The sequence below is a fragment of the Alcaligenes faecalis genome, from assembly GCF_002443155.1.
Lineage (GTDB): Bacteria > Pseudomonadota > Gammaproteobacteria > Burkholderiales > Burkholderiaceae_B > Alcaligenes > Alcaligenes faecalis.
In genome coordinates, this window is record NZ_CP023667.1 from 3326238 (window position 1) to 3338735 (window position 12498).

11 protein-coding genes and 1 tRNA gene are annotated in these 12498 nt (G+C 57.1%); 4 read left to right on the forward strand and 8 right to left on the reverse strand.

Translation table 11 applies throughout. The annotated features are described in order from the left end of the window. Positions 1-88: 88 nt before the first annotated feature. On the reverse strand, positions 89-1363 hold the full coding sequence (hemA, locus tag CPY64_RS15530) for a glutamyl-tRNA reductase (protein ID WP_042485997.1): 1275 nt from the start codon (positions 1361-1363) through the stop codon (positions 89-91). 295 nt (positions 1364-1658) lie between these two features. On the opposite strand from hemA, the gene CPY64_RS15535 reads away from it, so the two are divergent. Continuing rightward, positions 1659-1734, forward strand: a tRNA-Phe gene (locus CPY64_RS15535). Positions 1735-1932: 198 nt separating this feature from the next. On the opposite strand, the gene CPY64_RS15540 is transcribed toward CPY64_RS15535, so the two are convergent. The 3 genes from CPY64_RS15540 to CPY64_RS15550 all read right to left on the reverse strand — a co-directional run bounded on the left by CPY64_RS15540 (position 1933) and on the right by CPY64_RS15550 (position 4829). Beyond that, entirely contained in the window at positions 1933-2583 is a 651-nt protein-coding gene (locus CPY64_RS15540) for an RNA polymerase sigma factor (RefSeq protein WP_052362962.1), read from the reverse strand. A 22-nt stretch (positions 2584-2605) separates the two neighbouring features. Beyond that, positions 2606-3166, reverse strand: coding sequence for a filamentous haemagglutinin family protein (locus CPY64_RS15545; protein WP_042485994.1), 561 nt, complete (start codon positions 3164-3166; stop codon positions 2606-2608). Positions 3167-3290: 124 nt separating this feature from the next. Continuing rightward, on the reverse strand, positions 3291-4829 hold the full coding sequence (locus tag CPY64_RS15550; RefSeq protein WP_042485990.1) for a ShlB/FhaC/HecB family hemolysin secretion/activation protein: 1539 nt from the start codon (positions 4827-4829) through the stop codon (positions 3291-3293). Between the two features lie 446 nt (positions 4830-5275). Here CPY64_RS15550 and CPY64_RS15555 point away from each other — a divergent pair, with 446 nt between their 5' ends. Then, positions 5276-5596, forward strand: a complete 321-nt coding sequence (locus tag CPY64_RS15555) for a hypothetical protein (protein ID WP_042486155.1) — start codon at positions 5276-5278, stop codon at positions 5594-5596. A gap of 142 nt (positions 5597-5738) precedes the next feature. On the opposite strand, the gene CPY64_RS15560 is transcribed toward CPY64_RS15555, so the two are convergent. Next, positions 5739-6482 (reverse strand): class I SAM-dependent methyltransferase, encoded by a 744-nt coding sequence (locus CPY64_RS15560; protein WP_042486151.1) that lies wholly within the window; start codon positions 6480-6482, stop codon positions 5739-5741. Between the two features lie 120 nt (positions 6483-6602). Between CPY64_RS15560 and CPY64_RS15565 the strand changes: the two genes are divergently transcribed. After that, positions 6603-7367 carry a class I SAM-dependent methyltransferase gene (locus CPY64_RS15565; protein ID WP_042485985.1) on the forward strand — a complete coding sequence of 255 codons (765 nt, stop codon included), beginning with the start codon at positions 6603-6605 and terminating at the stop codon, positions 7365-7367. 69 nt (positions 7368-7436) lie between these two features. On the opposite strand, the gene CPY64_RS15570 is transcribed toward CPY64_RS15565, so the two are convergent. The 3 genes from CPY64_RS15570 to CPY64_RS15580 form a co-directional block, all read right to left on the reverse strand. Next, positions 7437-9710, reverse strand: coding sequence for a TonB-dependent siderophore receptor (locus CPY64_RS15570; protein ID WP_052362960.1), 2274 nt, complete (start codon positions 9708-9710; stop codon positions 7437-7439). 442 nt (positions 9711-10152) lie between these two features. Further along, entirely contained in the window at positions 10153-11139 is a 987-nt protein-coding gene (locus tag CPY64_RS15575; RefSeq protein ID WP_042485979.1) for a FecR family protein, read from the reverse strand. Between the two features lie 78 nt (positions 11140-11217). After that, the gene (locus tag CPY64_RS15580) at positions 11218-11724 is read right to left on the reverse strand and encodes an RNA polymerase sigma factor (RefSeq protein ID WP_042485975.1); all 507 of its coding nucleotides are present in this window, start codon (positions 11722-11724) and stop codon (positions 11218-11220) included. 189 nt (positions 11725-11913) lie between these two features. Here CPY64_RS15580 and sodC point away from each other — a divergent pair, with 189 nt between their 5' ends. Further along, on the forward strand, positions 11914-12462 hold the full coding sequence (gene sodC, locus CPY64_RS15585) for a superoxide dismutase family protein (RefSeq protein ID WP_042485972.1): 549 nt from the start codon (positions 11914-11916) through the stop codon (positions 12460-12462). The last annotated feature ends 36 nt before the right edge of the window (positions 12463-12498 follow it).

Consider the following 12498-nt stretch of genomic DNA (forward strand, 5'->3'; position numbering starts at 1 on the left):
CCTAAAGGGAAAATCAGAGGGTCTGGGCGCAGTTCAAAGCAATCAGGCTGCACCGCAGGAGGTCGGTGAACAGACAGCAGCCCAGACGCTAACGTCGACGGGTGGTCGAGGGCAACAGGCGAGGCAAGAGATCCAGCAGCTGCTCGCGCTCTGCACCTTCGCTGCGCGTCAATTCGGCCATGGGACCGTGCATGTACTTTTGAGTCAGGCCATGCGCCAGCATTTCAATGACTTCTGCCGGATCATCACCGCGGGCCAACATGCGACGGGCACGTTCCAGCTCGTGCTGACGTACCTTTTCGACCGACTGCTGCACATCCAGAATGGCAGGCACAATTGCACGGGTGCTAAGCCAGTGCATATAGTGCTGCACCTGGGTGTCGATAATGGCTTCAGCCTGAACCACAGCAGCCTGACGGGCATCGGCACCCCGTTGTACAAAGTGGCCCAGATCGTCGACGGTGTACAGGTACACGTCATCCAGCCGGCCTACTTCAGTTTCTATATCGCGTGGCACGGCCAGATCGACCATGACCACAGGGCGGTGACGACGCGAGCGCACGGCTCGTTCCACCATGCCCAGACCCAGAATGGGCAAAGTGCTGGCCGTACAGGACACCACCACATCAAAATCTGCCAGACGCTCGGGCACATCCGCCAGCTTCATGGTGCTGCCCATAAAGCGGGACGCCAGGCTTTCTGCGCGCTCCTGAGTACGATTGGCAACCACGATGCTACAGGGGTTCACCGCGGCAAAGTGCGTGGCGCACAGCTCGATCATTTCGCCAGCACCAATAAACAGCACTTTGGCCTGGCTAAGGTCACCAAACACACGCTCGGCCAAACGGACAGCCGCCGCCGCCATGGACACCGAATGGGCGCCAATAGCGGTTTGCGTACGGACTTCCTTGGCCACCGAGAAGGTGCGCTGGAACAATTGATGCAGCAAAGTGCCCAGCGAGCCGGCCTCGTTGGCGGCACGCACGGCATCTTTCATCTGACCCAGAATCTGGGGCTCGCCCAAGACCATGGAGTCCAGACCGCTGGCAACTCGGAACGCATGGCGCACGGCCTCGTTCTGGTTGTAGCGATACAAATGTGGGGTCAGCTCGGCAGAGCGCAGGCTGTTGAAGTCTGCCATCCATTCGGGCAGACGTTCGGCCACATGGGGCTCGGCCGCACAGTAGATCTCGGTACGGTTACAGGTAGACAGGATGGCTGCTTCACGTACACCGGTACCAAAAGTGGCACGCAAGGTATCAAGCGCAGGCTTTAACACATCGATCGGAAACGCAACGCGCTCGCGCACGGCAACCGGCGCGGACACATGATTCAGACCAAAGGTTAGAACATCTACAGACATGAGCAGTACAGGCTATAGCCCTGAAAAGACCAAGACAGGCAATTTCGCAGACGCAAAACGCATGAAATTTAAGTGATTTTACGCCGCAAGCAGGAGTTTTGCCAAAAATGTTACTTGAATTGCCTTTTTGTGATTACAATTGCACTCCTTTATGCAGCCCTCTTTTCGCTGAAAAGGGCCTCTCCCTAGGGGTACGGCAAATTTGAAGTCGAAAAGATGCATAAATTTTTTGTTGTACTATGCGCACAAATTAAAAAACGTGGTATAGTTCTATTTTTACCGAGCAGTACACGTTGGCCTGGTAGCTCAGTCGGTAGAGCAGAGGATTGAAAATCCTTGTGTCGGTGGTTCGATTCCGCCCCAGGCCACCAAGAATTCAAACAAAAAGCCCAGTCAAACGACTGGGCTTTTTGTTTTTCTGTCTGCCAAAACCTGCCAACAAAGCACAAAACCGTATTCGCAGGCACGGGAAGGCAATCCACTGCCCCCTCATATCGACAATACCGATAAATCAAAAATATCGAGGATATCGATATTCATCAAAAGAGGCCCTGAACAAGGGGCCTCCCTCAAAACCCCACCGGCTCCGCCATCCAGCCAAATCCGGCGCTCATGGTCGGTGGTGGCTTCACACAAGTATTGCGCCCCTGCCGCAATTCCGCCCAATTCCCCAACAGCGCCTGTTCGCAATGTGCCTCTGCCCGGCGCAGTTCATTGCGTGCCTTGCTGGTCGTGACGCCGAAGCGTTCGGCCACCACGCTCAGGCTTTGCTCTTCCAGGCGGGCCGCCAGAAAGATGGCGCGGCGTTGGCGGGGCAGCAGTTCAATCGCGTAGATCAGGACTGACAGCAGGGACCGGCCGATCAGGCTGGACTCTGGCCCCGGCATAGGGGACACCTGCTGGTGCTCCTCCAGTTCGTCTAAAGACACCAGTGTGCCCCTGCCTGATTCGGCACGCCATTCATCAATCGCCAGGTTACTGGCCATACGCAGCAGATACAGGCGCGGATTGGCTACCGGCCCGATCTCCCGGCTGCCATGCAGACGCAGCCAGGTATCGTGCAGGGCATCCGCTGCGCGGTCACGACAGCGCAGACGGATGGTCAACTGCCGCAGCAGTTCTTCGTAGTGCACCTTCAAGTACAAGCACAGTGAATACTGCGGCGTCACGCAGTCCTCGTTCCACTTGCGGGTCGGCAAGGGCAGGCATGTCGACAACATGATCAGATCTCCCAGGCTCAGGCTACAGTGTCATCCGCCGCCGCTCCTCGGGCGTCAATCGATCCAGAGCGGATTGCGGATTGGCGCCCAGTCCCAGGACCTGCACCGTACTGTCTTGGCGATACGCAGAGGCATCTATCCTGGAAGTCGCTGGGCCTGCTCCTGACGATGTGGCCCCGCCCCCTGACTGCCCTGCATCCCCAAATCCCAGAATCTGAACGGTAATGACCGAAGGCAGATTCTGACGAGCCTGAGCACGAGTGCGGTTCACGGTATCCTGCGCCGCCGAAGCGGCCGAGGATGCCGTTGCGCTGGCGTTGGTCAGCGCTCCGGTGTTGACCGTCGCCATGACCGGAATACCTTTGGACTCGCCCTGTACCTGAATATTGTCGGCATTGACCACACGCAAGGCGGCGATATTAATGTCGCCCGACACGCGAATCCCGGCTTCACCCGCATCCACAGTTCCCAGCGGCGCAATCAAATCGATATAGCCTGGTGGAACTTCAGGAACAGGATTCAGCGTGGCAATACGCGCGCCGGTATTCGGTGTGGATGGCGACAGCGCCACGTTGCCAAACAAGTCATAAACACGGCGTTGCGGGGTGTAGCCAGCCCACCATCATGGCGAGCATCAAGAGAAGAAGGCGTTTCATGATCGAATTACTCCGGGAACAAAATCAGGCAGATTGTTCTGGCTAAAGGGGTCAGAAGGAGGCGCGCAGGCTGAAGTGCACACGCGGATCGTGTCGTTCGGTGTTGACGCCTTGCGTCAGGGGATACGCCCAGTCGGCGTGCAGAGACAGCCAGTCAAACATTTGCAGACGCGTGCCTATGCCCACACTGGCCAGATGAAAACTGGACTCCTGTTCGGGCAAGGGATCGCGCAAACGCAAACGCGCAACATCACTAAAGGCGTAGAAGCGCCACTCGTTCACCGAGGGGCCAATCCAGCGAGCCAATGAGGGGGTGCGCAGCTCGACACTGGCCATCCAGCCATCGTCCGCACTGCGCTCGGCGGCCAGATAACCACGCACGCTGGTCGCGCCACCGGCCGAAAACTGTTCGTTGGAAACCAGAGCGCCCGAACCAATCTGAAAGCCCACGCGGCCATAGGCCTGCCAGTCCTTGGCAAAGGTTTCGGTGTGGTTCAGATCGCCCTTGAACACCATGAAACTGGGGCTGGCCATCCAGCGCTTGTAGTCGAACTCCTCCCACTCGCTGTTCAGGCCAAACAGGCTACGACTGGCACCGGTCAAGGTCAGGCCGACACTGGTTTGCGAATCTTCGGTGTAGCGGTAGCCGTTATAGGCCAGCGTGAACGGCAGATACGTCAGCGGTACACGGTCGCTTGTCTCGCCAAAGCGGGTTTGTTCTTCAAAATCCTTGTAGTCCATACCGATCGAAGCGGTGTGGTACCACGTACCGGACTGCGGGAAGGTGTAGGTGGCATGAATGCCGTAGGACTGACCTTTACCCAGCACATTGGTGCCGCCCACGGTAGAGACATCGCTATCGGATTTGTAGCCGGAGAACGCCAGGCTCCAGCGTGGCGACAGGGGCATGGTGTAGGCGGCCGACCAGACCTTGGCATCCTGCATGTCACGCGGAGCCGTGAAGTAGGTCAGGGAGAAGGTATGGCCGCTTTGCCAAAGATTGTCGTGGCCAAGGGTGACCATGCCGCGCAGCTTGCTGGTGTCGGCGCTGTAATCGTTATTCAAGCCCACGCTGGCACTCCAGGGGCTTTTATCGTCAACGCGCAGATCCACATCCATGGTGCCGGGCACGCGCCCTTCTTTCACCATAGGCATGACCTGACGGCTGGCACCGCGATTGAGCTCGGCCAGTTCGGTCTGCGCCTTGCTGAAGTCGGGCACCTGCCCTTCTTGCAAGGACGGTACGCCATCACGAATGGCCAGCGGCGAATAGTGTTCGGCACCGACCACGCGTACGCGGCCTACCTTGGTTTCCGTTACCTGAAAAAACACCACACCATCGGCTACGGCCTGCTCGGGCAGGTCCACGTACACGGACTGATAGCCCTGAGCGTTATAGACTTCCTGCAAGGCGTCGCGCGCTTTTTCAATATCGCTCAAGCTGCGCTCGGGGCCCAGAAAGGGGTAGACCGCTTTTTCAATGCTGCGGGCATCCAGCACGGTATTGCCACGCACAATGTATTCATTGATATTGACCTTGCCCTGAGCCTGCGCGGAGGCGATATGAGGCAGCAACAAGGCCAGCGCCATGACTGGCGCAGCACAAAGAGGGTGGCCTCTCCACCCGGACAAACGGACCTTGCGCCCTGTAGTTTCTGCTGGCATCACGATGCTTACGATCCTCAATCTGATGAGCGGTGTGCTTGTGTATCCCTGCTGGGAAGGCACGCCGCGCGACTCGTTGACATCTAGACGCAGCAGAAATCAAAAACTTTCGTTTGTAACAAAAACTTCATATTTCTTTCTGGAAGGCAGGGGCAAAACAGGCGGATTCGCCCCCCAAGGGCAGGGTTTGCGTGAGGGCCTGCCAGCGGCAAAATACGCCGCCTTTGTCATGAAAACCTCACACAGAAAAGGAAAGGCTTGCGCTAGGGTGTGGAGAACCCAAGCACCACAGTGGTGTGATGTCTTCTTAATGGCACTGCCCTATGCGCCCCATTCTTTTCTTCTTATTGTTTTTGGCCCAGGCAAGCAGCATGGCCCAGGAAACTGCACAAGCTGAAGGCGCAAAAACGCCCCCGTCCGGTACGCCTCCCGGCTGTGTCAGTGTGGTGGTAGATGGACAAGCGGCCCTGTCCTACGATTGCTTGAGCCAGCAAATGCAACCCAAGGCGAAAGCACCCGGGACGCCCGGGATGGGGTCTGAAACTATCATTCAGAAAGGCCCGAATGCGATGGGTTTGGTCAATCCGGCAACGACCAGCAATCGCATGGGCTCCAACTTCGGGACTTCGGCTTATCCGCAACGCCCGCCACGGCCTTCAGCGCCCTCGCCTTTTGCGCCGCCCAATCCCTAAGAAAGCAACCCGCCGTCAACAAATCTGCTTGCATATAAAAAGCCCTGCATACATCAGCCACGAAGCCGATTTGTGCAGGGCGGTTGCTATCGCTTTCTCGCTCCTGCCCCCAAGGTAAAAAACCTGAGGTGATTTTTGTTGTCTAGCTGCGCTGATACTGCAAACAGCGCCCCTTGTAAGACAACTCCTTGCCTTCGGGCAGCAAGATGGGGCGGTCACGCAAGCAAACCTGTCGCACCAGTTCAAAACCGTAGCGCGACATTTCCTGGGTAAATTTATTGCGATGCCCCCGATCCGGGTCTACCACCCAGACCTCGGCCTGCTTCTTCGCTCGCTGGTCTACCAACTGGGCCAATTGGGCAGGCGTATTACCTTCATACAGCAAGTCACTGCCCACGATCAGGTCGTAACGCTGACGGGCAGGTTTCAGGCCCAGGGACGCCAGCAAATCAGGGCAGGACTCCTCCCCCCACTGCGCATGAACATAGGGCAGATCAGACAAGCCATTCAAAGCCTGATTCAGCTTCAGAAAATGCGGCACCATGGGGTGACAATCGCTGGCATGAATTTGCGCACCCCGTTTATGCATCACCAGACTGGTCAGGCCCAAGCCACAGCCCAACTCCAGAATGCTTTCATCCGCCCGAATGGGGCGGTTTTTCAGTTTGCGCGCCAGTTGAATGCTGGATGGCCACACAAGACCAAACAAAGGCCAGACAGCCGGGCCTATACCCAGAGACTGGGCGTGTCCCAACGGGTCGGCATATTGCATGTGATCGGCCAAGGAACGAATACGTAACGATTCTGTGGGCGAGATTCGTATATGCTGGAGACGGGTTTTTAACTTGGCGGGCGTGGATGAGGTCGAGCCATATAAGTCTGACATAGACTGATGATCGTCCATATCCACACAAAAAGCGAATTTTGGCTTATTTTGCTGTGGTTTAAACTACAGATAGCAGAATTTAAACAAATTTCCGCTTAATACCGCTGATAAGGACCGCTATTGTTCAAAGACCTGATTAACGACCTCAACGACCATTCCATCGTGGAACCTGACATCTTTCTGGATGTACCCTTCGTCCCCAGTGACGACCGCGTCATCGACACCATGCTGCAGTTGGCCCAGACCGGGCGCAAGGACATCCTGTATGACCTGGGTTGTGGCGATGGACGCATTGTCATCGCCGCCGCCAAAAAATACCGCTGCACCAGCATAGGCGTAGAGCTGGACCCGCTGCGCGTTGCCGACGCCATGGAGCAAGCGGGCCATGCAGGCGTGGAGTATCTGGTGGACTTTGTGGAAGAAGATCTGTTTACCGCAGACTTCAGCCAGGCCACTATCGTGACCTTGTACTTGATGGACACCATCAATGCCATCCTGCGCCCGCGCCTGTTGCAGGAGCTGCGACCCGGTGCGCGCATTGTGTCGCACGCCTTTGATATGGGCGATTGGGAAGCCGACGAGATCCTGCATGTGGGCGGCATCAAAATCTACAAATGGATTGTGCCGGCGCAGGTGGCAGGCGAATGGGAGTGGGAAGGTCTGGACGGAACAGACTACCGCTTGCAGCTCAAGCAGCGTTATCAGGATGTCAGCGGAAAAATCTGGATGAACGGCAAGCCCGCCCTGCTGACTGACCTGTACCTGTCCGGCGATTGTCTGGAACTAAGCGCACAGGCCGATGCGGCCTCCCCCGTCATCAGCTCCAACCTGTACTTCGACCATCAGGAACTGCTGTCCGTAGAAGAGGTGGACGAAGAGGCCTGATCCCGCAGGCCCCTGCTTCGCAACACCGATACCAATATCAAGCCCTGGCACCCAAGCAGGGCTTTTGTTTTAGAACTGGTATTTCATCATCAGCATGATTTTCTGGGGTGCGCCATAAAAGCCTTGGGAATCTTCCGTCAGATCCACATACTTCTTGTCGAACAGATTGTTCACGTTCAACTGCGCCGACAAGCTGGGCGAGAAACGGTAATGCGCCATCACGTTGGCCAGCAACACGGAGCCTTGCTCGCGTCGGGCGCTAAGGTTTGGCGCCACGGTTCTATCCACATAAACATGACTGCGCCATTGCACACCGCCACCTACCGTCAGCTTGCCTTCAGTGCCCGGCACAAGATAGGAGGTCTGCAGATTAGCCAGATTCTGCGGTTCAGAGGTTTTGAAGGGACCACCTTCGGCATTACGCACCAGATTACGGGAAAAACCTGCGGACACCTGCCAGCCTGGCTGGATTTCACCTGATGCCTGCAGCTCGAAGCCCTCGCTGGTCACGCCCTTGGCCCCGCGATAAGCAAAATCGCTAGAACCGGGTACAGTCCTGTCGCCATCTTTTTCAGCCACATTGTCTTGCTCGATGCGAAACAGTGCCAGCGAAGTGTTGAGCTTGCCGTCAAAGTGTTCGGACTTCAGGCCCAGCTCGTAGCTCTTGCCTTGTACCGGGTCCAGATAGCCACCACTGGCGTCACGATAGGTCTGTGGCTGGAAGATATCGGTGTAGCTGAGATAGGCCGTGAAGTTCTCGGTGAAGTCGTACAGCAGACCAGCGTAAGGCGTGAACACGTGATGGTTCATGGTGTCATCGCCGGACTCGCGCTTCCAGTTGGTTTGTCGGCCACCCACAATCAGCTTCAGGGAATCGCTCAAGGACAAGCGCAGAGCACCATAGACCGCATTCTGGCGCGTTTCCTGCTCGCCCAGCAGCTGGAAATTTCCCCATACCGGCTCGGGATAGGAGCCGTCCCATTCAAAGACATTGCCTACTGGCGTATTGCCTTGTGGAGCATGATTGCCGTAGCGGTAGTTGGACTTGCTGCCCATTACCCCCACAAATGCCTCGTGCTCCTGCCCAAAGGCCTCAAATGGCCCGCTCAGTTCCAGCGACGCGCTGTTCTGATCGAACTCCTGATGCGAGTTATTCAGCAAGGAAGTCATGCCCAGGCCGGTGACAGGATCAGGGTGGCCCATCAAATACACCAGCTTGGAGTCGTACTCGCTTTCCAGACGGCTGACATTGGCTTTCAAGGACCAGCCATTGGAAAAGCGATGGTCGATACCCGCGTAGAAGGTATTGCTGGTCGTATCCCAGCGTGTCCAATCTGCTCCAACACTGAACGAGCGACGCCAATCCAGATCCCCGCCCTTGTTATCCAAGGTAGGCAGACCGCCCCAGGTCACCCCTGTCGGACGCTTGGCCTGATGCTCCACCCCAACCCGCACAGTGGTGTCGGCCGTCAGATCCGCTTCCGCGGTTGCCAACCAGGCACGATTGCGCGTGTGATAGCGGTCGATATACGAGTCGCGCTCCTCCATCATCCCTGCCACGCGGGCACGCACTGTACCGTCCTTGTTCAAGGGCGTGGACAGATCAATCGTGCCTCGATGCTGGTCCCAGGACCCTATGCCAACAGAAGCGGTGCCGGTAAACACATCACTGGTCGCGCGTTTGCGCACGATATTCACCGAGGCGCCTGGATTACCCGCCCCCGTCATCAAACCAGTCGCACCACGCACAATCTCGATGCGGTCGTACAGAATGGGATCAAAGTTGGACGTCCCGAAAAAATCATTCTGCGTGGCAATGGACACCCCATCGTATTGGTAAGTGTCGACATAGAAACCACGCGAATGGATGTCGGTACGATCAATATCCGACATGGAAGTCGCAATCCCCGTCACGGACTTGAAGCTCTCACCCAGTGTGGTCAGATTCATGTCTTCCATCTGCTGGCGTGTGATCACACTGACGGACTGCGGGGTCTCACGTGGTGACAGACGCAAACCTGTTGCTGCCGTAGTCGCCTGCACGGCATAGGAGCCCGAGCCTTCAGTAGATAGATCACGCCCCACCACACGAACCGGAGCCAGCTGAGTCGCCTCGCCTTGAACCGGGCGGGTCAGGGATACGTTCTTGCCCTTACGTCGGAACTCCAGGCCCGTACCTGCCAGCAAGCGGCTTAAGGCTTGATCCGCCGTCAAACTGCCGGACACAGAGGGAGCCGTCATCCCCTTAACCGCCTCAGGCAGATAGAAAATCTGCAAGCCGGCCTGTGCTCCCAGTTTTTCCAGCGCGGCCTCCAAGGGTTGCGCGGCAATGCTGATCGCCACCGGCGTTTCCTGCGCCCAAGCGTGGGGCGCGTGCAGACCAAGGGCCAGAAAAAGAGAAAATGCGAGGGCGTTAAGACCAAGTGATGTCGTACCCCGACGCGCGGCGGCGGAGAGTATAGCTTGCGTGTCCAGCATGAACAGAGTTCCAAAAAATAAGTACGCGCACGGTGCGCAGACGCCCTTGGCCAAGGCTATGGGCCAGTCTGCTTCCGGTCTGGAAAGCAGGTCCCCATAAGTAAGACGCCGTAGCGAAAAATTTTCCGGAATGATTCTCACTGCTCTTTTTGATACAAAATGTATCGTCAGTGATGCATGACTTGCTTGGCGACGGGACTCGACAGCACAACATGGTTCGACTTCGAGTCGCTATTCACCGTCCGCACTTCACGGTTCGTTGCTTGCTGCTTGCTGCTTGCAGTCAAGCGTAAAACGAGCCGAAACCTTAACGCGCCATCAGCAAAGCGCTGCCATCCGCCTGTCGCGTCACCAGGACTGGCGCAATGTCCGGCAGGATGTCCAGCGCCGCTGCTGGCTCCTCAATACTCAAAGTGCCCGAAATGCGCAGCTTGGCGATCTGTGAGTCTGCCACCCGCAAAGGGTGATCCAGATAGCGGCTCAGCTCCTGTGCCACCGTCGTCAAAGGCACATCACGGAACACGATGCGCCCCTCTTGCCAGGCCATAATCGCTTCCACACGCTCCTGCCCCAAAGGCGTCACCTTGTTGTTTACCGCGCCGGATACCTGCCCGGCCGATAGCATCACCCGATCCCTACGCCACCACGGACCCGTAGAAAGCTGCACCGAACCTTCACGCACCGCCACGGTGACACCTTCAACCTCTCGACGCACATTGAACTGCGTGCCGGTAACCAGCACCTGCGCCTGGCCCGCGTCTACGGAGAAGGGTCGATTCTTGTCGGACTGCACCGCAAACAAGGCCTCGCCCCGCAGCAACTCCACGCTACGGCGCGACGCATAAAACGAGATGTTCACTTCCGTGTCCGTATTCAAATCCAGACGCGAACCGTCCGGCAATTCAAGTTGCTTACGCTCACCGCGTGCCGTCAGCACGCGCTGGGTAAACACAGGTGTCTCGGCCCACATCGAACGACTGAACCAGGCCCCGGCAGCCACCGTGGCAAACGTCGCCCCTGTACCCAACACCCAGCGTCGACGCGCGAAGTTGGGCTCCTCTTGCGCCGGACGATTCATGATCTCCCGCATCTCGTCCATGGGCAGATGGTCCGCCACCTGCCAGACCTGCTGCAAGGAACGGTACTCCCGCTCATTGGCCGGATCCTGCGCCAACCACGCATCCCGCTCACGCTGCTCCTGCAGCGTCAGCTCACCGAGCTGCTCTCTGGAAAACCAGTCCAGCGCTTGCTCTTGCGGCAGATGAGAGGGGGTGTACTTGTCGTTTTTAGGCATGGCTCGCGTCGCCAGGGACACAGGGCAAAAAACCGTGCCCTTCACTGATAAGACGTTTATGCATAAGGAAATCCGGAATCAATGAGGGGCATAGTTTTGTAACTTCTTCTGAAGATGCCGTAATGCCCGCTTCATGTATTTTTCCACCGAGCTGGGTGTCAGATCCAGCTTCTCTGCAATTTCCTTTTGCGTGTAGCCCTCTATTTTGTTCCACAAAAACACCTGCTGGCACTTCAAGGGCAGCTCCTGCAAAGCCTCCCGCAACGCCTGGCTAAGCTGCTCCATGCGCAGATCACTTTCCGGGCCAGGGTCTACCGGGTGCTCCTCCTCGCGCAAATCATGCAAGGGCACCACGTCATGGCGCGACTGGCGGCGGATTTCACTGATCAGCTGATTTTGCGCACTGCGATACAGATAGGCTTTTTGATTCAGTGCCGCAGCATGTTCACCGCGCAGCAAGCCTTCAATGGAGTCCTGCGCGGCATCCTCCGCGTCCTGCGGCAAGGAACTGCGCTTCGCCCACGAGCCGATCAGCCCGCTGTAGTGAGCGAGCCAGCCTTTCTTGGGCGAAGGTCGGCGGGACATGGCAAATACAAGAGACGAATGTCGAATGAAGCGAGAATATTAACAATAATTCTCATTTAGATATAGAAAAGTCCCTGCGGTGTGAAATCCGCGTCTTACTGACAAAGAGAAACGTCTCTTAACGGCATCTCGTGCTCGCAATGCTAGGCTGATCTAACCCTCTGTTTATTCAGCAAAGGAAACAGCCTTATGCGTTTTTCTTCCTTCAAAGCGCGATGCGCAATGGCCTTGGCCACCGTCAGCGCCACCCTTGCCTTGTCGGCCCCTTCACTGGCGGACGTCATTATTCCCATGAATTTGGCTACCGAAAGCGGTGCTGGCGAGCAAATCGGCCAGGTCAGCGTTCGGCAGACTGAACACGGTCTGGTCTTCACGCCAGATCTGAAAAATCTCAAACCCGGTGTACATGGTTTCCATATACATGAGAACGCCAGCTGCGCCCCCAGCGAGAAAGACGGCAAGGTAACGCCTGCCGGGGCAGCCGGCGGCCATCTGGACCCCAACAAGACCGGCAAGCACGGTTTCCCATGGGGTAATGGCCACCTGGGTGATTTGCCCGCCTTGTATGTCCAGGCCGACGGCAGTGCCACCACCCCCGTTCTGGCTCCGCGCCTGAAGTCACTGGATCAGATCAAGGGCCGAGCCCTGATGATCCACGAAGGCGGTGACAACCACTCCGATCACCCTGCACCACTGGGCGGCGGTGCCGGACGTTTTGCTTGCGGAGTGATCAAGTAAGCGCCTTCATCCCTTTAACTTTTTCAAGGAGATACC